General features: G+C 62.5%; 21 protein-coding genes. 10 read left to right on the top strand and 11 right to left on the bottom strand.

Features of this window, described 5'->3' with window-relative positions; all coding sequences use genetic code 11:
- Positions 1-60: 60 nt before the first annotated feature.
- From L5G33_RS04860 to L5G33_RS04845, 4 genes are all read left to right on the top strand, one after another.
- Positions 61-486, top strand: coding sequence for a low affinity iron permease family protein (locus L5G33_RS04860; RefSeq protein WP_236997026.1), 426 nt, complete (start codon positions 61-63; stop codon positions 484-486).
- 252 nt (positions 487-738) lie between these two features.
- Entirely contained in the window at positions 739-1,428 is a 690-nt protein-coding gene (locus L5G33_RS04855; RefSeq protein ID WP_236997025.1) for an LGFP repeat-containing protein, read from the top strand.
- Between the two features lie 102 nt (positions 1,429-1,530).
- Positions 1,531-2,061, top strand: a complete 531-nt coding sequence (locus L5G33_RS04850; protein WP_236997024.1) for a hypothetical protein — start codon at positions 1,531-1,533, stop codon at positions 2,059-2,061.
- Between the two features lie 241 nt (positions 2,062-2,302).
- On the top strand, positions 2,303-2,761 hold the full coding sequence (locus tag L5G33_RS04845) for a hypothetical protein (protein ID WP_236997023.1): 459 nt from the start codon (positions 2,303-2,305) through the stop codon (positions 2,759-2,761).
- A gap of 427 nt (positions 2,762-3,188) precedes the next feature.
- On the opposite strand, the gene L5G33_RS04840 is transcribed toward L5G33_RS04845, so the two are convergent.
- The 3 genes from L5G33_RS04840 to L5G33_RS04830 all read right to left on the bottom strand — a co-directional run bounded on the left by L5G33_RS04840 (position 3,189) and on the right by L5G33_RS04830 (position 6,089).
- The gene (locus tag L5G33_RS04840; protein WP_236997022.1) at positions 3,189-3,521 is read right to left on the bottom strand and encodes a type II toxin-antitoxin system PemK/MazF family toxin; all 333 of its coding nucleotides are present in this window, start codon (positions 3,519-3,521) and stop codon (positions 3,189-3,191) included.
- Positions 3,518-3,727, bottom strand: coding sequence for an antitoxin MazE-like protein (locus L5G33_RS04835; protein ID WP_236997021.1), 210 nt, complete (start codon positions 3,725-3,727; stop codon positions 3,518-3,520). Before L5G33_RS04835 ends, L5G33_RS04840 begins: the two co-directional genes overlap by 4 nt.
- 1,861 nt (positions 3,728-5,588) lie before the next feature.
- Positions 5,589-6,089: a hypothetical protein gene (locus L5G33_RS04830; protein WP_236997020.1), complete on the bottom strand. Its 501-nt coding sequence runs from the start codon at positions 6,087-6,089 to the stop codon at positions 5,589-5,591.
- A gap of 1,359 nt (positions 6,090-7,448) precedes the next feature.
- On the opposite strand from L5G33_RS04830, the gene L5G33_RS19380 reads away from it, so the two are divergent.
- On the top strand, positions 7,449-8,528 hold the full coding sequence (locus L5G33_RS19380; protein ID WP_236997019.1) for a TerD family protein: 1,080 nt from the start codon (positions 7,449-7,451) through the stop codon (positions 8,526-8,528).
- Between the two features lie 149 nt (positions 8,529-8,677).
- On the opposite strand, the gene L5G33_RS04820 is transcribed toward L5G33_RS19380, so the two are convergent.
- The 5 genes from L5G33_RS04820 to L5G33_RS04800 all read right to left on the bottom strand — a co-directional run bounded on the left by L5G33_RS04820 (position 8,678) and on the right by L5G33_RS04800 (position 12,041).
- The gene (locus L5G33_RS04820) at positions 8,678-9,373 is read right to left on the bottom strand and encodes a type 1 glutamine amidotransferase domain-containing protein (RefSeq protein ID WP_236997018.1); all 696 of its coding nucleotides are present in this window, start codon (positions 9,371-9,373) and stop codon (positions 8,678-8,680) included.
- Between the two features lie 208 nt (positions 9,374-9,581).
- On the bottom strand, positions 9,582-9,851 hold the full coding sequence (locus L5G33_RS04815; protein WP_236997017.1) for a DUF7218 family protein: 270 nt from the start codon (positions 9,849-9,851) through the stop codon (positions 9,582-9,584).
- A 45-nt stretch (positions 9,852-9,896) separates the two neighbouring features.
- Positions 9,897-10,895 carry an LLM class F420-dependent oxidoreductase gene (locus L5G33_RS04810; protein ID WP_236997016.1) on the bottom strand — a complete coding sequence of 333 codons (999 nt, stop codon included), beginning with the start codon at positions 10,893-10,895 and terminating at the stop codon, positions 9,897-9,899.
- A gap of 388 nt (positions 10,896-11,283) precedes the next feature.
- Positions 11,284-11,640 (bottom strand): hypothetical protein, encoded by a 357-nt coding sequence (locus L5G33_RS04805; RefSeq protein ID WP_236997015.1) that lies wholly within the window; start codon positions 11,638-11,640, stop codon positions 11,284-11,286.
- Positions 11,641-11,687: 47 nt separating this feature from the next.
- Positions 11,688-12,041 carry an Rv2640c family ArsR-like transcriptional regulator gene (locus L5G33_RS04800; RefSeq protein ID WP_236997014.1) on the bottom strand — a complete coding sequence of 118 codons (354 nt, stop codon included), beginning with the start codon at positions 12,039-12,041 and terminating at the stop codon, positions 11,688-11,690.
- 94 nt (positions 12,042-12,135) lie between these two features.
- Here L5G33_RS04800 and L5G33_RS04795 point away from each other — a divergent pair, with 94 nt between their 5' ends.
- From L5G33_RS04795 to L5G33_RS04775, 5 genes are all read left to right on the top strand, one after another.
- On the top strand, positions 12,136-12,594 hold the full coding sequence (locus L5G33_RS04795) for an ArsI/CadI family heavy metal resistance metalloenzyme (RefSeq protein ID WP_236997013.1): 459 nt from the start codon (positions 12,136-12,138) through the stop codon (positions 12,592-12,594).
- A gap of 30 nt (positions 12,595-12,624) precedes the next feature.
- Positions 12,625-13,716, top strand: coding sequence for an ACR3 family arsenite efflux transporter (gene arsB / locus L5G33_RS04790; RefSeq protein WP_236997012.1), 1,092 nt, complete (start codon positions 12,625-12,627; stop codon positions 13,714-13,716).
- Positions 13,713-14,123 (top strand): arsenate-mycothiol transferase ArsC, encoded by a 411-nt coding sequence (locus L5G33_RS04785; RefSeq protein ID WP_308191538.1) that lies wholly within the window; start codon positions 13,713-13,715, stop codon positions 14,121-14,123. The genes arsB and L5G33_RS04785 overlap by 4 nt, the downstream gene beginning before the upstream one ends.
- A 97-nt stretch (positions 14,124-14,220) precedes the next feature.
- The gene (locus L5G33_RS04780) at positions 14,221-15,135 is read left to right on the top strand and encodes an AraC family transcriptional regulator (protein ID WP_236997011.1); all 915 of its coding nucleotides are present in this window, start codon (positions 14,221-14,223) and stop codon (positions 15,133-15,135) included.
- A gap of 184 nt (positions 15,136-15,319) precedes the next feature.
- Positions 15,320-16,282, top strand: a complete 963-nt coding sequence (locus tag L5G33_RS04775) for a zinc-binding dehydrogenase (RefSeq protein ID WP_236997010.1) — start codon at positions 15,320-15,322, stop codon at positions 16,280-16,282.
- A 70-nt stretch (positions 16,283-16,352) separates the two neighbouring features.
- On the opposite strand, the gene L5G33_RS04770 is transcribed toward L5G33_RS04775, so the two are convergent.
- The 3 genes from L5G33_RS04770 to L5G33_RS04760 form a co-directional block, all read right to left on the bottom strand.
- Positions 16,353-17,780, bottom strand: a complete 1,428-nt coding sequence (locus L5G33_RS04770; protein ID WP_236997175.1) for an MFS transporter — start codon at positions 17,778-17,780, stop codon at positions 16,353-16,355.
- Positions 17,781-17,989: 209 nt separating this feature from the next.
- Positions 17,990-18,523: a GNAT family N-acetyltransferase gene (locus tag L5G33_RS04765; RefSeq protein WP_236997009.1), complete on the bottom strand. Its 534-nt coding sequence runs from the start codon at positions 18,521-18,523 to the stop codon at positions 17,990-17,992.
- An 81-nt stretch (positions 18,524-18,604) separates the two neighbouring features.
- Positions 18,605-20,134 carry an acyl-CoA carboxylase subunit beta gene (locus tag L5G33_RS04760; protein ID WP_236997008.1) on the bottom strand — a complete coding sequence of 510 codons (1,530 nt, stop codon included), beginning with the start codon at positions 20,132-20,134 and terminating at the stop codon, positions 18,605-18,607.
- Positions 20,135-20,210: the final 76 nt, after the last annotated feature.

The raw sequence follows: 20,210 nt of genomic DNA, 5'->3' as shown, positions 1-20,210 counted from the left end.
CTGAGCGCGAGGAGCGAGGCGCAGCGCTCCTCGAGCAATAGGCGACAGGAAGAGTGGACAATGACCGAAACGGACCGTCATAAGTCGTCGGGCACTGCCCAGTTCCCGAGCGAGATCAGGGGATCACTCTCGCTCTTCGACCGTGCTGCCACCTGGGCCGACCGACTGGTGTCGCGTGCCGGATTCTTCGTCTTCTGCTCGGCGATCGTCCTCATCTGGCTGCCGTCGTACTTCGTCATCAAGAACATGGACACCTGGCAGTTGATCATCAACACTGTGACGACGATCGTGGTGTTCCTGCTCATGGCGTTGCTGCAGAACACGCAGAAGCGCGTCGACGACGCGACTCAGCACAAGTTGAATGCCATCGCTGACGGACTGGCCGACCTCATGGAGGTCGTCTCGCGCGAGTATCCCGACCTCGACGCGGAGCAGCACGAACTGCGAGACGCGGTCGGCCTGGAGGATCGCGAGTCGAGTGAGTAGAGGCGACGAGGATCGCCTTCAGTTCCGGTGTTGGATCGCAAGCGACTTTCTATGAGACGGCAGATAGCTCGGTCGGGCCAGGTGTGGGTCAACCGACACAACCACCGCAGGCTGCACGGTAGCCTCGGAATGGTCAGCCGGGCGCCACTCACCATATGGCACCGTCGATGCTGTACATCGTTCACACAACGGAACGGCGAAGACTGTTGAGTAGAACGCGGAAGCGTTCTGATAGCGAGCTGGAAGGACTTCATGAGGAGCACTGCAGGCGGTCGGACAATCGCCGTCATCATCGGAGCGGCGACGGTAGCTTTGGTCGGCAGCGGATGCGGTAACGACAACACGGACGATGCCCCTCACACCTCGGCGACGACGTCTGCCGAGGCCCCGGTATCGGGTTCCTCCACCTCCGATGCATCCGCCCCGGCGTCGGACGACTCCGCTGCGGGATCCTCGTCGACGCCCCCGCAGGTGTCGGGCGTCGCGCAGAAGTCGAAGGTGACTGTGGAGGGGGAACGCGGTGTCGATGTGACGATGACGGGACCGATTGCAGCGCGCTATTCGGCCACGACACCGGCAGAGAAGAAGATCCTCGGGCTCCCGCTCACCGGCTCGCGCAACGCAGGCACTCGTGACAGCGGCGTCGTCTTCCAGCAGTTCCACGGCGGTGTGATCACGGCGAAGAACAATAGTCCCGGTACACCGGCGTATATGACGTACGGCAAGATCCGTGACGCGTGGAACGTCGAACGTGATGAGAAGGGCGTGCCGACCCTCGTCGGGACGAACGGATCGGCAGGTCCACTGGGGCCGGTCACCAGCGACCAGACAACACGAGGTCACGTACAGAAGACGCTCTTCGAGCACGGCTCCATCACGTACGACACCAAGACCGACAAAGTCACCGTGACTGTGAACGGGAAGGTCGTTCCGGCGGAGTGACGTTTCAGGTGACACTTACGCACTGATCGTTGAGGCCCTGACCGAGCCGTCACAGTGACGTACCGGAACAAAGAGGTCAGGACGCGGAAGGTCTAATGTGGAATGACTGAGGTGGATGATGCCATGAGTGGCGGTGTGTCACCGCGAACTGAGATGTACGGTCGAGTTTTGATTGACCATTCCCAGTTTTCGCTTATAAGTAGTGATGTCCAGAGTTTTCCTGAGCTTATGGACCCTGGGCAGCTGGTTGCGTCCTGCGATAACTGCTTGATCATTTCCGGCGTTTCCAACGGAACGTACGCTGGAGTACGAGTGGTCATTCATGAGCCTCGAAAGAATTTTGAGTTTGATGCCGACGATGAGTCGTGGCACCTTGAAGATTCTACGGTTATCAAGTTTACCGCTCCGGCATTCTTTATGACAGGAGACACGCTGGAGTTCGGTATAGACGATACCCTCAGGGGAACCATTGTGAACGAGGGTGAGTATCGCGTATGGGCTCGCATACGTGGTGGCGCTGAATCTGTGGAAAAGTACCTGATGGGCGAGAGGGACTTGCCAGCGCAGGAACGCATGCCGGTTTCGGACCTTATCCAGCAGTTCCGCATCGACATTGTGAGAACTGCTGACTGATGCCATTTCGGAGTGCTACGAGCCGTCGTGGTGCCGCTCTCGCGGCCAGCATCGGGACACTCCGGCTTCGCCGGAGTAGCCATCGTGTCCGCATCACCGACGGTGCTGGTGGTGTGCGGGTGCAGATGCTTGTGTGATCCGATGCGTGCCAGTACGGGCCGAGCTGGCACGCATTAGCGTCCCGACCTACACCCCGCCGCCGACGATGCCGACACAGCCGACCACTTGGAGGTAGCAGATAGTGAGTTACTATCGAGTTCGGGAATCGTCGAATGCTCACGTAGAGCCGGTAGAATTCGACGAGGATCAGAATCCAACGGCCGCAGAATTCTACTTTGATTACACTATAAACAGGGAAATAATAGGGCGGTACGGATATTTCGCTGCCACTCGTGGCCTTGCTGAAGTTTTTCAGAATAATGGGTTCACTGGAGTCGAATTTGGTCGCGCTGACTCACTTATTTGGCATGGACCATTGCTTGAGGACGAGGTTACACTGCCTGATATCGTCCTACTGAGGATCGTAGGGAGATTTATGAAGGATGATTTATCGTTGAACCGGCTTGATCAACTGGTCGTCTCAGAGCCCGTATACCGCAAGTTGATTACTCGGGATCCTGAAACTATTGAGGTTTCAAGGGAGCTCAGCGCAGATGGAAACCCTATATTGAGCCCCGGTGTGGAGTTGCGCGACGATTGAGGCAATGGCGGAACCGGACACGAGCGTCAACACAGCGCCTCAGCCCCTAACAATTTCGTCACGGTGACGTTTATGGGATTAGCGTCTCACATGCCTATTGGCCTGTGAGCGGATCATCCAAACCTGCCACAGCCTGCGACGCCAACAGGAGCGAAGCGTGACCCACACGCTTCGCAAACTCCAGCGAGCGGCGGATGCTATTCGTCAATGCACATCGCGGTGGCAGGATGCGCTGAAACAGTGTGGCGATTCACCAACCGGGAACGGTAAATACGCCCGCGGACCTGTCTTACGCTGTACTCGCAGTGTGCCCGATCAGCCGATAATATACATTATGTCATGTCAAACAGTGCATACCGCTCTGTGCCGCAACCCTATTCAGGGGCCAAGCGATTCCGGCCGCCACCCTAAGGTAGTTGACTACACATCATCGCGCGAGTCCCAGAAACGCCATCAACGAGCGTTCGACTTCCACGAGCTGCTTGGAAGTCAGACGGCCGACACGTGTCAATACGTTCGACCGCCGGACCGCGGTCAGCTTGTCAACCATCACGTCGCTGTCCCGCTCCAGGCCTGAGGAAGCATCCCGGCCTGCTGGGATACGAATGCGCAACAATGGCGCCTCGACGAGTTGGCTCGTCATCGGCACTACCACTACCGACAGCGTTGAATCGAAGAGGTCGTCCTGGACGATGACGGCGGGCCGCGGCTTGGATGCGTACACACCACCCGACACAGTCCAGATCTCGCCGCGAATCACGCCTCGTCGTCCCAAGGCGCCGCAACGGCCTCGACGAAATCCTGCTCGCCGCCGTCGGCATCGGCTTGAGCGACGAGAGCCGACTGTGCGTGGGCTTGCGCGGCAAATTCCGGAGTACGCACGTCGGGAACCCAGACCTGCAACGGTCGCAATCCGCGCTCCCGCATCCGGCGGCGATACTCACCGACCCTGTCCCTGACTGCCATGGCCACATGTTACATGTAACACGGCGGAGTGGCCAGCGCGTACAACCCGGCGATGAATATGCAGCAATCGAATATGCAGAGTTGCCGGTAAATCGCTGCGTATTACACCAGATAAATCAATGGCCCGCCCTCGCCCACTTCAGACCACAACGCAGTTTGGACTTTGGCACCCTCGATGAGAACTCGAGGACACATACTCGAGACTCCGAAGCCGTTGAGCTGCGCGAGTCCGCACGGTATCTCTCACATCGGCTGTCACCAGACCGACGCTACTACCCGCGCCCCAGGTGGTCACAATCATTTGTCGATCAGACGATCTGCAGTAGATCGTCCTCCCGGCCGTGGGTCGACCTTCCTGTCATTGATCATTCGGGCCGCGGCTACGAGAAGACCCCTACCCAACATGAAATATGGAGGCCGCTGACTGCGATGAGCCAGCTCTGGAACGCCGAGGTATGTTCACGAGTCTCCGGAACCGCCGAATACCGTCAGCGGGCTGTGCTCCACCACACCGCCAGCCGAGCGCAACTCCCGATTTCATCGAAACTGATTCGCCATCTTCAGCGACCGAACGTCCCTCGCAGTGCGAATTCAATGAGTACGCAGCGAACCCAAATATATTCCGCATATCATATCAAATGAATCACCGTCCGCCCCCGTTCTGCGGTGCCGGCTGACGAGATAAACACATACGGGACACAGCCCTAACGGTGTGCAGACTGTCGATAGTGTTGTCGACGACTCACTCGACTCCTTAGGGAGGACATGTCAGAGACAGTAGTTGGGATCAGTGAAAGTGGAGCGTATCAGACCCTCTGGTGACGATTCGTCGCGCCAGTACGCAGACCCGTTGACGGTCGACTGGAATGATCCCAGCTTCGTCCTAACTTGGGGATCTGATGGCGAATCGAGGTACACAGTCGCGGACACATTGAAAGAGATGCAACTATTCACCGAGGACGGGCTTAAACTAGTCGCCAACGCCAACGCATCATGGCTTGCCGTCTACCTAAACGAAATCTATAGTGCGGATGATAGGAATCCGTCAGATCGCCCTGATGCGGCGATGGGTGACGACGATTCCCATTGAACGGATCACATTGGCGGGTGCCGCACCAAAAGGTGGCACCTGATCTTCACTGAGGCAGTGCACAGGCGGTTATGGTGCACTGCCAACGAAATCTACTCCCGTCACAGCGCATTCTCGGTCGCCGCCCTCGTTTGCATCCAGACACTACCCGCCGGGGCGTATCAAATGCTTCAGCATCAACGGCCCTCATAGGCCACTCGGGTCATTGGTGTGACCTACGGAACCGGCGCATTTGGGGACTGCTCCCGCGTCTTCATAGCGAGGTGTATCAGAATGAGGATCAGGCCGAAGAAGGCCAATGGCGCACCGATAAGAGCGACGACGAGCCAGTAAGTGGGCCATCGACTGAGTCCGAACCCGGTGATAGCGATCAGGGCCATGACCACTACCCCGGACATCCAGAGGCGATTGCACGCGGCTGCCACGAGCGGCGGAACGACTACCAGTGCTGCGAGCAGCGCAAACCGAGTCGTCTCTAGTGCGCTGAACAGGCTCGTCTCGCACGTTGCCGCGGGCCGCGTCGAGGGTTCGCTCAGCACCCAGCCTTTCGAACACGACTGCGAGAGCCACGCAATAGGTTCGAGGGCTGCCCAAACAAGGGCTGCAATCGCTAGCATAGCCACCAGAACCCAGACGGCTCGCACCACCTTCACTCGTTGACCTCCGGGTCGCTAGCAATAACAGACGAGCGTCGACTCCACACGTGTGTCGACACCACAGCATCTCCGGACACGCCGGGGCGATTCATTACGACGCCGCGCCTCGCCCTTCCTACCCGTCGGACTCGACGACGATCCCGTAGTTCATGTCCGCCCCGGCAGGCCAGGCTTCCACCAAGAACTGCTCGGGCAGTTCGGAAGGATCCTCAGCGTCGAACGCCCCTTCCCGGCTGTTCAGTGCACGGGATCTACCCGTCACAGACACACGAACGATGAGGTCTCGCTCCGGAAGGCTCAGGAATTTGAGGTCGTCTCCGACACCAAATTTCTCGGAGTAAGTATCCACGAAGGAGAGTCCGTCAACGAAGTTGACGTGAACAGTGGCCGAGCTATCCCACTGCCCAGACTCTGGTATCTCGTCGTCGGAATAGCAGAATCGAACTCCCGCGGAACCGCCATCACTACCCGCAAGTACGTGGAGACCGCCCATCGAGTAGGTCAGCAGACCATCAGCTGTCTGCCATTCCTTCTCGTTGTAGTTCTCCTTGTCGCCATCTATCCGAAACCCCGAGTCGCAAATTTCTATCCGGTCGCAACGGTCGATCTCGGTCAACATTCTCCTCCGATCGTCCATTTACAATTGGACACCCCGTGAAACTAGCGCGATCGCCTCGTTCCAGGCAATCATACTTCGCGTAGTCCATGGTATAACAGCGTCAATAGGTGACGTTGACGGCGGAAGAGGATCGTCGCCGAGCGTACGTGGCTCTGTAGGTGACTGATGGGCGTAGGGCTTGTCTTGGAACTGATTCGCCCGCGTTCTGGTGGCGACGGCACACCCCCTGGGTACTGCAAACGGACGTACAAAACCGGCAGTCCGCGGTACCCGGAGGCCGGGTGCGGCTACCCGCACGACTGAGGCCGACCGGAGCTAATCGTTAACTCGTGACGCAGATGGGGTGCCGTCAGAGACGCCCCTTCGGTGCGCCTTCTGCTGGCGCGCGGTCATCGAAGAACTGGACGTGTGTGGTGCGTAGCGGTTCGCCTGGCCTAGCTCGTCCTCGGCGAAGACTCGAATCAGTGTCGGTCGACCGGGCGACTTTACTATCGCCACGAGCTCGTGGAGCGCCCGGTGTCGTCGGTCGCGTGACTTCCGGTCGACCACTCCCCCGCTCGTGTCTTCGGTGTTCTCGGTCATCGCGAGCCAATAGGTCGGCATTCACTTAGTCCGAATCCGGTGAATAGAATCAGAGCAACAACCACTGCAGTGGACGCCCAGAGCCGATACCACACGATTGCCACGAGTTGCGGAACGAGCACAAGTGCTGCGAGCAGCGCGAACCGAGTCGTCTCGAGTGCGCTGAACAGGCTCGTCTCGCACTTCGCCCGGGGCTTCGTTGAGGGTTCGCTCAGCACCCAGCCTTTCGAACATGACTGCGAGAGCCACGCAACAGGTTCACCCGCTGCCGAAACAGGAGCTGCAATTGCGAGCACCCGCCAGCAGCGCCCATGAAGCCCGCACCCTCTTCACTTACTGGCCTCCGGGACCGATAGCGATAGACAGCGACGTTGACGGCACTCGTGGGTCGACAACACAGTATCTTTTCGCACGCGCCTATTCGACTCGTTACTGACGATCGTCGCCCCATGTCTCGAATGCGGCTGGGACGACACACGCAGGGCCTGCGTGTGGTCCCATGTCCTCCATGGTGCTGCAACCGAGTGACGACCGAAGGCCTGCGGCATGGATCGTCGATTCGAATATCCCTTGGGACAAGTTGTCAAGCCGGGGTGGGTTTCTAGGCGTCGTCGACAGGCCAAAGTACTCGCCAGCAGAGACGTCGGCTTCATTCTCACCGAAGATGCCCTGTATCTGTTCAGTGCCTACGAGACCGATCTCTCGGAGGCACTGAACCGACACTTTGTTCCAGGTTGTGGCGCATGATCAGCGCGCGACGGTGCAGGACGAAACGTGACCGCGTCGGCTGGTAGCTCCACATCCTGGCGTCGAACCTGGTCGCGACGCGAAGCCTTCGCGGTGGCACCGTCGGTGACTGTGATCAACGCCGCGGTCCTCACGCGCTTTCCCGATACCCGCCGCCTCGGCGTGGTCGCCTTCGGCCGATGGTCGCGGGAGGCCGTGGAAAGGTCACGGTGGCAGGACGCCGACGCCGCCTTCCGAATCCTCGACCTCGGCGACGAAATCCAGTGCAGTGTGCGAACAACTGCGTCGGGGGCGTTTTCCACATCGGTGAAGCCGCTGCCCCTCGGCGATATCCCGGCACTCGCGGCGCTGGTTGCTGACGCCGAGGATGTAGGCGCATCGTCGCGTGAACTCGCCGAACTGGATTCAGAACTCGCCGGCGCAGCGCGCCGCGACAACGGCCAACTCTCGGGCAATCCGTACCAGTTGCGTCCCCTGGCGCAATGGCTGACGGCACAAAGCGCGTCCCCTGGATTCCCGCCACAGCAGCCGAACTCGACTCCGCCGACCATGGAGCCCACCGCTGCGGTTCGATTGCAAGGTGGGCAGAACGTCGTGCTGCCGGAGGTCGGCGCCGCTAAATTGGCCGTTACCTTTCGCGCAAGCGGAGCCGAGGCGGATCTCAGCTGCCTACTGCTCGACGACCGTGGTCAGGTTCGACGTGATTCCGACTTCATCTTCTATAACCAGCCAGCATCACCCGACGGGACTGTCCAACTGACCGGAAAGTACGGGACTGTCCTGGACTTCACCGAGAGTGCAGTCATCTATCCTTCGGCCCTGCCCACGTCGGTCGCGCGTGTCCTCGTAGTCGCCACCATGGCCGTCGGTACCGACACACCGTTCAGCGCCCTCAGAGACGCTTGCCTGATCGCGACCGCGGACCGCGACCGATGGGAGTACGAGCCGAAGGCCGACCCGTTCGTCAAGGCCGTCATCCTCGTGGAGATCTACCGGCACACCCAGAAGTCAGGCGAGCGCGTGTGGAAGTTACGCGCCCTCGGTCAGGGCTGGGCCGATGGCCTTGCCGGGCTCGCCCGCGACCACGGCGTGGCCATCGACGATTGAGCCGAGGCTCGCGACGCCGAGGACTAGCCGCAACGCAATCTCGCCAAAACCTGCTGCGGAAGTGGAAGCGCGAACGCGCAGTCCGCCCCGCCCACCTATTTCCAGTGGACGGTGGACGGGGAGGCTTGCTGTGACGCAAAGGCCTCAGCTCAAGCGAGGCGAGCGACCACCTCAGCTGCGAGCGGCCGGGACGACGCCGGGTTCTGCCCGGTGACCAGGCTGCGGTCGGTCACGACATTGGACGCCCAGGGGTCACCTATCTGGACCTGAATGCCCGCTTCTGTCAGTCGGTCCTCGAGCAGCCAACTCGCCTTGTCGGCGAGTCCCGCCTGCGATTCCTCTGCGTTGGTGAAGGCGGCCACCCGGTACCCGGAGAACGCGTTGGTCCCGTCCTCGGCAGTGGCGGCAAGCATCGCCGCCGGTCCGTGACAGACGATCGCGAGTGGCTTGCCGGAATCGCGGGCGGCGATCAGCAATTCGCCAGAGGTGTGGTCGACGGCAAGATCCTCCATCGGTCCGTGCCCGCCGGGATAAAAGACAGCAACGTAGTCGTCGAGGTTCACGTCTCCGAGCGCGATCGGGTTCCGCAGCTCGGTGATGGCATCCAGAGCGCCCTTGACCTTCGCGGCATTCTCTTCACCACCGTTGGCGTCAGCACTGAGACTGCCTTCATCGACGGTGGGTACTACACCGCCCGGGGTCGCTACGACCACGTCGTAGCCGGCCTCCTTGAAGACTTCGAACGGTCCGACGGCTTCTTCGGCCCAGAAACCCGTCGGGTGCTTGGTGCCGTCGGCGAGCGTCCAGTAGTCGACGCCGGTCATCACGAAGATAATCTTTGACACGTTTATCTGCTCCTAAGGGTCGGAGGACGTTCGGATTCGGCACACTGCGAAGTACGAGACACCACACTGGGAAGGGCCAGTCCCCCCGCAGTCTCTAAATTCAACTCCGCGCCGCATCCGCTGTATTCCGAGCCGCGTCAGACGCAGTCCGGTGTCGCGTTCGGCGGAACGCAGAGAAGCGGCAGCTCCCGCTGTCGGCGAGATACCTCTAATGGTCGCGCAGCTTCTCGATCAGCTCGTCCTTGTTGAGCGATGAATAGCGGGTGAGGTCGAGTTCCTTCGCGCGCGACTTCAACTCATCGACCGTCCAGTCTTCGTAACGGTGCGAATGGCCGCCAGCCGCCCCGACCGCAGACCGGCCACGGTTGGCCGCCGCGTTGGCGATTCTGGCCGACTTCTCCTTCGAATCGCCTTCGTCACGCAGCTTCTCGTACAGCTCATCGTCTTTCACTGACGGGCCAGGATCCTTCTGCGGCATGTCATGTCTCCATTTCCTCGGTTGAGTGAGTCTTCGGCGCGATGCTCAATGGGCCTCGGACGAAGCGTCCCGCAGCTTCTGGAGCAACGTGGGCGCGACGTCACGGAGGAACGAGTCTTGAGAGTCTCCGCCGATCTGAACCAATGCGATGTCGGTGAAGCCCGCTTCCCAGTACCGGCGGATGCCATCGACGATCTGGTCAAGATCGGGACCGCAGGGTATCGAATCGGCGACGTCGTCGGGCGTCACGAACTTGGTGGCGGCAGCGAACCCCGCTGTTGTCCGCAGGTCGGCGTTCACATCCCAGCCTCCGGCGAACCATCGGAACTGATCGTGTGCCCGTTCGACGGCCTGGCTCCTGTCCTGATCCCAACAGATCGGGATCTGCCCGATGGCGCGCGCCTGCTCACCGATCGTTCCGGTATCCGGATTATCGTTCCAAGCTGCGACCAGATGGCGATTCGGTTCGGTGGCGATCAGATGGTCGGCAAGTGGACCGAACGTGTCGATCCCCTTCGGCCCAGAGACCGCCACACCGATCGGGACCCCGTCCTCGGGCAGGTCCCAAACGCGGGCCGAGTCGACCTGAAAATACTCGCCGCGATGATCCACCATCTCGCCCGAGTGCAGAGACCGGATGACGCCTATCGCTTCGGCGAGCATCGCGTGCCGCTCGTCGACCGATGGCCATCGCTCCCCTACGACATGCTCGTTGACGTTCTCTCCACTACCGAGGCCCAGGGTGAATCGACCATCACTCATTATCTGCATTGTGGCGGCCTTTTGCGCCACAATCGCCGGGTGATATCGCATCGACGGGCACGTGACATACGTCATCAGCTCAACATTGTTGGTCGCGTGCGCCACGGCACCGAGGACGGTCCACGCGTACGGTGCATGTCCTTGCGCCGAGAGCCACGGGAAATAGTGGTCACTGCACACTTCGAAATCGAATCCGGCGGCTTCGGCGTCCACCGCATACTTAACGAGATCCTTCGGACCGGCTTGTTCGGTCATCAGCGTGTATCCGAATTGCACTGGCACAGCTTCCCCCGCTCTCTCGATGTGGGTTGGATGGCGTAAGAGTCCGTCGTCGGCAGGGCATTCCCCGAGTTGTATCGAGTTGGACGTCAACCGATGGATCTGCGACAACCGTCGACTCGGCGTCCTATTCCGACCCTACGCTCGCTGATATCGACGCGCGCCGACTTTCCCGCCCGAATTGCCTGGCAGCCAATCGCGTGCCCTGACATGGCCCATCGCGTGCCAGAGTTTTCCGACTCGGCAGACGACGATTGCGCTCGGCGACCTCGAAGGCTTGGGATTGTAACGGCCCCACCGTGATCGAGGTACCGATCGACCCCCCACTGCCCCACCGCTCGTCTGAGCGCTGGCGACCACCGCGCGGCGGGGCGCCAACAACTCGTGTCGGTCAGCGGCGCGGCGTCAGCGTGAAGCTGCCGATCCGGGTTCCGCCGAAGTACGCGGGCCCGCTGTACCCGCCGTGTCCGTCCCTGTTCATAAAGACACGGTGGCCCGGGAAGAAATCGACGTAGCCGCCCGTGGACGTCGGATGAATACGGTAACGGCCGATGAGCACCAGGTCGTGTCCCTCGACGTGGCCGGTGCGCTGCAGCAACACCACTCCCGAGGACGACGTCGTGGACGTGTACGCACCGGGCTGGACGTCCGCAGAGGCCTGTCCGACCGCGCCGAACGCGACGGCGGCTCCGACGACGATCGCGACCGAAGCTGTCCGGACAGTTGATGAACGAGCGTGAATCTTCATTGCCATGTCCTGACGGATCGGGCCTTCTACGCTACCCCTGATTGTCGTCAGCAGCACGTATCGAGGACTCGTCGCAGCGCCTCGAGATTCTCCGGTTCGGCCCGGTAGAAGATGTTCACGCCGCGACGCTCCGACGCCACCAGCCCGGCATTACGGAGTTGGTTCAAATGGTGCGACGCAGTGCCGCCCGAAACCCCCACGGCACACGCCAGATCGCTGGCGTTCACCTCCCCCAGTCGCGCCCCCATCAGCATCGACATCAGCTGAAGCCGGACCGGATCTGCCAATGCCTTGAGACGCAACGCCAACGCGACGGCGTCATCACTCGTCATCGACCCCGCCGCCAATGGTGCGCAACAGATCGGAGCACTGATGTCGACTACGGGCAGTGTCTTAGGCATGCGACCATCGTAGCCAATAGTTTGACATCTATCAAAGTATGAACTAGAACGGAGCATGTCATATTTCGACATTCATCAAAGTCATGGAGACCACATGTCGCGCATGCAGCTCGCTCTCAACGTCGACGACCTCGACGCGTCCATCGCGTTCTACAGTCGTCTGTTCGACACGACGCCGGCCAAGGTGAAGCCCGGATACGCCAATTTCGCGATCGCCGAACCGTCGTTGAAACTAGTTCTGCTAGAGAATCCCGGGCAGGGAGGCAGCATCAATCACCTCGGCGTCGAAGTAGACTCCAGCGAAGCAGTGCACAGCGAGATCGCTCGCCTGACCGACGGCGGTATGTTCACCGAAGAGCAGATCGACACCACATGTTGCTTCGCAACCCAGGACAAGGTCTGGGTCGGCGCTCCCGACGGCGAACGCTGGGAGGTCTACACAGTGTTGGCCGACTCGGACACCTTCGGCGAGACCCCGCTGCTCCTGTCCGATCCGAGCGGCGACGCGCGAGCGATAGACGCCCCCTGCTGCACGCCCTCTGCTACGAATTGACCCCGCCCCGCTCGACGAGAAGAAGCCCATATGAGTGCACCCACAGACGACAAGGTCGTCGCCCGCCTCTCCACGCTCGACCGGTTCCTGCCGGTGTGGATCGGTGTGGCGATGGTCGCCGGACTGTTCCTGGGGCGTTTGATCCCCGGTGTGGACACAGCTATCGAAAAGGTCCAGATAGACGGCGTCTCCCTCCCTATCGCCCTGGGTCTGTTGATCATGATGTACCCGGTCCTGGCGAAAGTTCGCTACGACCGCCTCGACACGGTCACCGGCGACCGCAAGCTTCTCATCGGATCACTCGTCTTGAACTGGGTCGTCGGCCCAGCGCTGATGTTCACTCTCGCCTGGTTGATGCTGCCGGACCTGCCCGAGTACCGGACCGGCCTGATTATTGTCGGTCTCGCACGTTGCATCGCGATGGTCATCATCTGGAACGACCTCGCCTGCGGAGACCGCGAAGCCGCTGCCGTTCTGGTTGCGATCAACTCCGTGTTCCAGGTCATCATGTTCGCCGTCCTCGGCTGGTTCTATCTGTCGGTCCTGCCCGGCTGGCTCGGCCTCGAGCAGACCACGATCGATGCCTCGCCCTGGCAGATCGCGAAGTCAGTCCTGATCTTCCTCGGCATTCCACTCGTGGCCGGCTACCTCTCTCGGCGGATCGGCGAGCGCGCCAAAGGCCGCGACTGGTACGAACAATCGTTCATTCCCAAGATCGACCCCTGGGCCCTTTACGGACTCCTGTTCACCATCGTGATCCTGTTCTCCCTGCAAGGCGACCAGATCGCATCCAAGCCGTGGGACGTCGTGCGAATCGCACTCCCCCTGCTGGCCTACTTCGCCGTCATGTGGGGCGGCGGTTACCTGCTCGGCGCAGCAATGCGCCTGGGCTACGCCCGAACCACCACACTCGCGTTCACCGCGGCCGGCAACAACTTCGAACTCGCGATCGCAGTCGCCATCGGCACCTACGGCGCCACCTCCGGCCAAGCGCTCGCGGGCGTCGTCGGACCGCTCATCGAAGTACCAGTTCTCGTCGCCCTCGTCTACGTCTCACTCGCGCTGCGGAGACGCTTCCCGTTCACCGCCGCCCCGACGACCGCCGCAAGGAACGTCCGGTGACACGTCCGTCGGTCCTCTTCGTCTGCGTTAAGAACGGCGGCAAGTCCCAAATGGCCGCCGGGCTCATGACGCACGTCGCCGGCGCCACCGTCGAAGTCCACTCGGCAGGCACTCGACCCGGCACCGCGGTCAATGCACTGTCCGCCGAGTCGTTACGTGAGATCGGCATCGACATCATCGGCGAAGTACCGAAGCCGATCGACCCCGATGTACTCCACCGCGTCGACCTCGTCGTCACGCTCGGTCGGGAGGCGGTCGTCGACCGGCCCGGAGTCCGAGTCGTCAACTGGGACACCGACGAGCCATCCGAACACGGCATCGACGGAATCGAACGCATGCGCCTCGTACGCGACGACATCGCCGCCCGTGCGCGACTACTCGCTACCGAACTGCTCACCGACGTCTGAGCCGGGTCGGCGCTCGATCTCGCCGCGAACGAGCAGACGAAGCCCGATTGCCTCATCGATAGAATCGATGCCGTACCCCGTTCACAGGAGACGCACAATGGGCGACGCGGCTAACGCAGTGGAGACACTGCGGCGCGCAGTGCTGGACCTGGCGCCCGACGCCGTCGATGTTCACCCCCTAATGCCCGGACTCGCCGTCTACCGGGGCGAGCGTGGCACGGTGCGGATGCCGAGCCTGGAGCGACCGTACGTAATGTTCGTGCTCGTCGGTACGTTGGCTTTGCACCAACTGGGCGCCGTCCGACAGTTCGAAGCCGGGGACTACGTCGTATCCGAGGTCCAGACGCCGACAATGGCCGACGCTACAGACTCGTGGCTCGCGCTGATTGTCGACTTCTCCATCGACGAGATCGGCTCCGTGCTCCTCGAGCTGGACGAGGGACCCACAGGCGCATCTCCGTCAGGCGACGCGTCGCCTGACGGAGATGCGCAACTGCTGGACGCCCTAGCTCGACTCGTCAAGGTCAGCACGCAAACGGACAGCACGTTCATGTCCAGACACCTGCGCCGCGAGATCGTCTATCGACTCTTGATCGGCCGCCACGGTCACGCAGTCGCCGGCACCGTCGTCAACCTGCACGGTGCGTCCGACATCTACCACGTCAACAGCTGGATCAAGCAGAACTACCGGCAGTCGTTCACGGTCGACGAACTCGCTCGTGCGAGTGGGTTGAGCCCGTCGGCCTTTCACCGGAAGTTCCGGAGCGCCGTCCAGATGGGCCCGTTGCAATGCCAGAAGGTGTTGCGGCTCAGCGAAGCTCGTCGGATGTTGCTCGAAGGTACTAGCAGTGTCGCCGACGCGGCCGTCTACGTCGGATACGAGAGCGTCTCCCAGTTCACGCGCGAGTACAAGCGAGAGTTCGGCAGCCCGCCACGCCAAGATCTCGCCCGCGTCCAGGAGCGTTTGCGTGAGATCGCCCAGCGCGACGACCCGGCACCGCCCGCCGACTGAGTGGCTGACTGTCTGGCTAACGGCAGGGACCGGTCACGACGAGAATGGCGCGGCGGCACTATCAGGCAGATTTCGGCCATGATCGGGCAACCCGCCAGCGGTACCGGGCTGCGACGGTGTACTCACCGGCCGCACGGTCGGCTCAACTCGCGCGCGCTGCGCGATGGAGCACGAGGAGATTTCAGTGACGAGCAAGACGATGAAGGCTGTCCATGTTCCCGCGGTAGGACAGGCATTGGAGCTCATGAGCGTTCCGGTTCCCGAACCGGACAACGAGCAGGTGCGGATCAAGGTCGAGGCGTGCGGGGTGTGCCATGGCGAGGCGAAGATCGTCGACGGGTGGGCATCGTCGTACCCGAGAATCCCCGGCCACGAGGTCGTCGGTGTGATCGATTCCGTCGGAGCCGGGGTCGAAGGGTGGCAACCCGGCCAGCGCGTCGGCGTCGGCTGGCATGCGGGCCACGGCGAGACGACCGGCATGACGATCGACGGCGGCTACGCCGAGTACATGACGGCGTATCAGGGCAGTGTGGTCGCGATCCCCGACGGCATCAGCCCGGAAGAAGCCGCACCGATCTTGTGCGCGGGCGAGACCGTCTTCAGCGCTTTGAAGAACAGCAAGTCACGCATCGGCGACGTCGTCGCCGTCTCCGGCATCGGCGGCCTAGGCCACCTCGCCGTGCAGTACGCCGCGAAGGCCGGATACGAAGTCGTGGCGATCTCTCGCGGCGCGGATAAGGCCGACCTCGCGCGCGACCTCGGCGCCCACCATTACATCGACGCTGCGGCCGACGACGTCGCCGAGCGCCTGACCGAGCTCGGCGGGGCCACCGTCATCATCGCGACCGCCCCGCACGCCGACGTCATCAATCCCCTGCTGGGTGGTCTGGCCACCGGCGGCGAGCTGGTCCTCGCCGCCGTCTCCGATGACCCGATCGGCTGGTCCGCACTCGACTTCCTCGGTGGGCAAGCAACGGTGAAGGGCACCTTCACCGAGGCGGACTCAATGGCGGATGCGATCAAGTTCAGCGTCCTCACTGGCACCCGGCCGGTCATCGAGGTGTTCCCGTTGGAGAAGGCGCCCGAAGCCTACGACAAGATGATGGCGGCGACCGTGCACTTCCGCGCAGTGCTCAAGGTGTCATGACGTCGAGCCGGCGAATATCCACGCGATCGTTCGCCTGCGACGATCTCTGATGTCTGCCACCGGCCACGGTTCATGCCGGGGCCGGTGCGGCGTCGGTCGGTTCGTTGGGCGTACCGATCGGCCGACGAACATTGATCAAGAGACCCGTGATCACCGCGACTGCGGCGAGAATGCCCGCGGCGACATAGAAGCCGACGCTCTCGCCGTGCACCAGGGCGAGGGCCTGCATGTGTGCGACGTCGTCGGGCCCACGTACAGATCCTTTGTTGCTGGTGATGTAGGCGGTCGCCGCGTTCGCGGCCAACGTGTTCAACAACGCGGTGCCGATGGCGCCGCCCACCTGCTGCGACGTGTTCACCATGGCCGAAGCGACACCGGCATCATGCGGTTCCACACCGAATGTCGCCAAGTTCATCGCAGTCATGAACACGGTGCCCATTCCCATGCCGAGCATGAGCAGGGCCGGGAAGATCACACTCCAATATCGGGTGGAATCCGCCGATATCTGGGTGAAGAGCAACATTCCGCACGCGGCGAGTAGCGCGCCGGGAACCAAGAGATTTCGCGGCGGAACCCGCGTGATCAGCCGTGCCGCGATCTGCGTGGACCCGATCAACATACCGAGCACCATCGGAAGGAACGCGACGCCCGCACTGAGCGGCGAATAGTGGTGCACGGTCTGCATGTACAACGTCAGGTACAGGAAGGAGCCGAACATCGCGATCACCGACAATCCGACAGCGAGGTATGCGCCGCCGCGAGCCCGATCGGTGATCACCCGGAGCGGTAGCAATGGATAGCTGCTCCTGGTCTGCCAAGCGACGAACAGAGCCAGCAGGACCACAGCGGAGACGAGGCTCGCCACCGTCCCGGTGTCGGTCCAGCTGGTCTCCGACGCCCGACTGAACCCGTACACCACCGCGGCGAGGCCTGCGCCCGCCAGAATGACTCCGAGGATGTCGAGTTTGACCACGTGATCGTGATCTCGCGGTGGTTCCTTGATCTCCATGATGGCCCCGGCCAACGCAACGGCGGCAAACACGACGTTGATGTACATGGTCCAGCGCCAGTCCAGCACCTGCGTCAGCAGTCCGCCCAAGAGAAGGCCCACGGCCGCGCCGCCACCGGCGATGGCGCCGAAGATGCCGAACGCACGTGCACGCTCTTTCGGAGTGGTGAACATGACGGTCAGCAACGACAGCGCGGCGGGAGCCAGCAACGCCCCGAATGCGCCCTGGAGCGCCCGCGCCCCGAACAGCATCGCTTCGTTGACTGCGGCGCCGCCCAGAGCGGAGGCGAACGCAAAACCCACGAGTCCGATCATGAGCGCACGTCGTCGGCCCCAGAGATCGGCGATCCTGCCGCCGAAGAGCAGCAGCGCGCCGAAGGCGAGCGCGTACGCGGTGATCAGCCACTGCTGATTCGCATCGCTGATGTTCAGATCGTGCTTCGCATACGGCAGAGCGATGTTCACTACGGTGCCGTCGAGCACCACCATCAGCTGCGCAAGGCAGATGAACACCAGCGCCTTCCACCGCCGAGGGTCCGGACCTGCTCCGACTGGTTCGCTCGCAGACGTCACTGGTCAACTCGATTCTGTCGTCGTTATTGAACTCGCCTGACGACGGTAGCGCTACCTCGGGCCAGGCGACAACATTTTTTCAACAACTATGGAAATTGTCCGATAATCAGCGCGGTATCGATGGGTCACACGTCGTCGAACGCCGCCGCGTAGCGGAAACTTCCCGCCTCGCCGTGGTACGCGGACAGCGTGCGCACCTGGAAGTAGTCGCCCCAGGACGCATCCGGAGCGACGACTCCCTTCGTCGCAGCCGGGACGAAGCCGAATCGGCCGTAGTATGCCGGTTCGCCGAGCAGCCCGACGATCGGGTTGCCCAGAGCGTCGGCCGTGCCGAGGACAGCGTGCATGAGGGCGATGCCGACCCCGGAACTCTGCCGGTCGGGAGCCACGCTCAACGGGCCCAGGCCAACGGCCGGCCTACCGTCCACCCACGCACGGGAGCACACGACGTGACCGATGACTTGTTCGCCGTCGACGGCTACCAACGACAGTTCTGGAATCCACTCGGACCCAGCGCGCAGGCTGTCGATCAGGGCCACTTCGCCCGGGTCCGCCCCTGGACCGCTGGGCGGTGCGCTGCGCTTGGCGTTCGTGAACGCTGCGGACGTCACCGAACGGATGGCGGGAACATCGGCGGAACGCTCTCGACGAATGATCATCCGAGGATCGTCGTACGACGGCGTCCGCCGGTCAACGCATTTACGTCCCACGAACGGGCGGCGCCGGTAGCGTGACGGCCGTCACGCGCGACTGATCGTCGCAACGATCAGGGCCCGCGTCGCGACCGGGTCGATCACGTCATCGATCTCGAAATGCCGTGCGGCGTTGAGCGCCTTCGCGTGGTCGCGCATCTCTGCCGTGGCACGGTGGACGACGTCTTCACGCTCGTCCGGTGTCATCGCCGCGAGTTGTTTGGCCATGCCGAGACGGACCGCGCCCTCCAACCCCATCGGCCCCAGGTGAGCGGTCGGCCACGCCGCGGTCATCAGGGGCCGGTGGGTGCTGCCGCCGAGCATCGCCTGCGCGCCGAGACCGTACCCGCGTCGCAGCACGATGCCGATCAACGGCGTCGTCAACCGAGCTCCCGCGTTCACCATGCGCGACGCCTCCCGCACCAGTCCCCCGCGCTCGGCGTCGGGCCCGACCATGAACCCTGGCGTGTCGACCAACGACACCACGGGCAGACGCCACCGCTCGCACAGTTCGAGGAAGTCGGCTGCCTTGCGGGACGCATTCGCGGTGATCGCGCCTGCCTCATGAGTCGACTGGTTCGCGACGACCCCGACCGGGTGGCCGCCGATTCGCGCGAGCGCCGTGACCAGTTCGGGTGCGTACGCCGGACGCAGCCATGTGACAGTGTCCTCGTCCGCGATCGTCTCGACCACTGGGCAGACGTCGAAGGCTTCGCGGTCGTTGGCGGGCAACGCATCCCGCAGCGATTCTTGTCGGCGATCGTCGAGGACTGTCGTCGGCGCCGTCTGATCGAGGTATCCGATGATCCGTTTGACGACGGCGACCGCGTCGGCCTCGTCGTCGACGACGACGTCGAGCACACCGTTGGGCTCCTGATCGGAGACGGGCCCGATCTCCTCCGGCGCGAAGTCACCGAGTCCGCCGCCGGAGATCATCGCCGGGCCCGCCATCCCCAGATTGGCGTCCGGGGTGGCGATCCGCAGGTCCGCCGAACCCGCGAGCACCGCATTGCCCGCGAAGCATCGACCCGAGACCACGGCGATGCGCGGCATGGTCAGGGCGCCCCACAACGCAAACGATCCGACGTCGAGCGCAGACACCATCGGCCAGTCGACGTCGCCGGGCCGGCCACCGCCGCCTTCGGTGAAGAACACCGTCGGCAGACTCATGCGGGTCGCGACCTCGATAAGCCGATCCGACTTGCGGTGACCACGCATACCCTGCGTCCCGGCCATCACCAGATAGTCGTACGAGAGAACTGCGCAGGCCCGGGCGCCGATGGTCGCAGTGCCGCCGATGATCCCGTCCGCTGGGCCGTCGAGGACCAGGTCCATGAGCCCCCGCGTACCTTCCTGAGCGGGCGTGACGAACCTCCCGTACTCGACGAATGACCCCTCATCGACGAGATCGGCAATGTTCTCACGCGCCGTACGACGCCCCTTCCCGTGCCACGCCTCGACCTTCGCCTGCCTTGCCGCATCCGTCGTCAGATATCGACGCGCTAGTACCTCGGACACACCGCTCGCCGGCTCACCGTCCGGCTGGTTTCCCGTTTCGAAGTCTCGTCGCACGCTCATCCACGCACTGTAGGACAGGCCGACCGAGCCAGCCCGTCGTTGGTGCCGCGACGCGGCCCGGCGGAGTGTCGTCGCG

It is taken from the genome of Gordonia liuliyuniae, from assembly GCF_021738805.1.
Lineage (GTDB): Bacteria > Actinomycetota > Actinomycetes > Mycobacteriales > Mycobacteriaceae > Gordonia > Gordonia liuliyuniae.
The sequence above is the reverse complement of the archived record's forward strand: the minus strand, read 5'-3'. Positions and strand labels throughout refer to the sequence as shown.

What these genes read in the sequence shown, in the direction of transcription:
- L5G33_RS04860 (WP_236997026.1), top strand. Translation starts at nt 61, where the DNA reads ATGACCGAAACGGACCGTCATAAGTCGTCGGGCACTGCCCAGTTCCCG.
- L5G33_RS04855 (WP_236997025.1), top strand. Translation starts at nt 739, where the DNA reads ATGAGGAGCACTGCAGGCGGTCGGACAATCGCCGTCATCATCGGAGCG.
- L5G33_RS04850 (WP_236997024.1), top strand. Translation starts at nt 1,531, where the DNA reads ATGACTGAGGTGGATGATGCCATGAGTGGCGGTGTGTCACCGCGAACT.
- L5G33_RS04835 (WP_236997021.1), bottom strand. Translation starts at nt 3,727, where the DNA reads ATGGCAGTCAGGGACAGGGTCGGTGAGTATCGCCGCCGGATGCGGGAG.
- L5G33_RS04815 (WP_236997017.1), bottom strand. Translation starts at nt 9,851, where the DNA reads ATGCCGCAGAAGGATCCTGGCCCGTCAGTGAAAGACGATGAGCTGTAC.
- L5G33_RS04805 (WP_236997015.1), bottom strand. Translation starts at nt 11,640, where the DNA reads ATGAAGATTCACGCTCGTTCATCAACTGTCCGGACAGCTTCGGTCGCG.
- L5G33_RS04800 (WP_236997014.1), bottom strand. Translation starts at nt 12,041, where the DNA reads ATGCCTAAGACACTGCCCGTAGTCGACATCAGTGCTCCGATCTGTTGC.
- L5G33_RS04795 (WP_236997013.1), top strand. Translation starts at nt 12,136, where the DNA reads ATGTCGCGCATGCAGCTCGCTCTCAACGTCGACGACCTCGACGCGTCC.
- arsB (WP_236997012.1), top strand. Translation starts at nt 12,625, where the DNA reads ATGAGTGCACCCACAGACGACAAGGTCGTCGCCCGCCTCTCCACGCTC.
- L5G33_RS04780 (WP_236997011.1), top strand. Translation starts at nt 14,221, where the DNA reads ATGGGCGACGCGGCTAACGCAGTGGAGACACTGCGGCGCGCAGTGCTG.
- L5G33_RS04770 (WP_236997175.1), bottom strand. Translation starts at nt 17,780, where the DNA reads ATGGTGGTGCTCGACGGCACCGTAGTGAACATCGCTCTGCCGTATGCG.
- L5G33_RS04765 (WP_236997009.1), bottom strand. Translation starts at nt 18,523, where the DNA reads ATGATCATTCGTCGAGAGCGTTCCGCCGATGTTCCCGCCATCCGTTCG.
- L5G33_RS04760 (WP_236997008.1), bottom strand. Translation starts at nt 20,134, where the DNA reads ATGAGCGTGCGACGAGACTTCGAAACGGGAAACCAGCCGGACGGTGAG.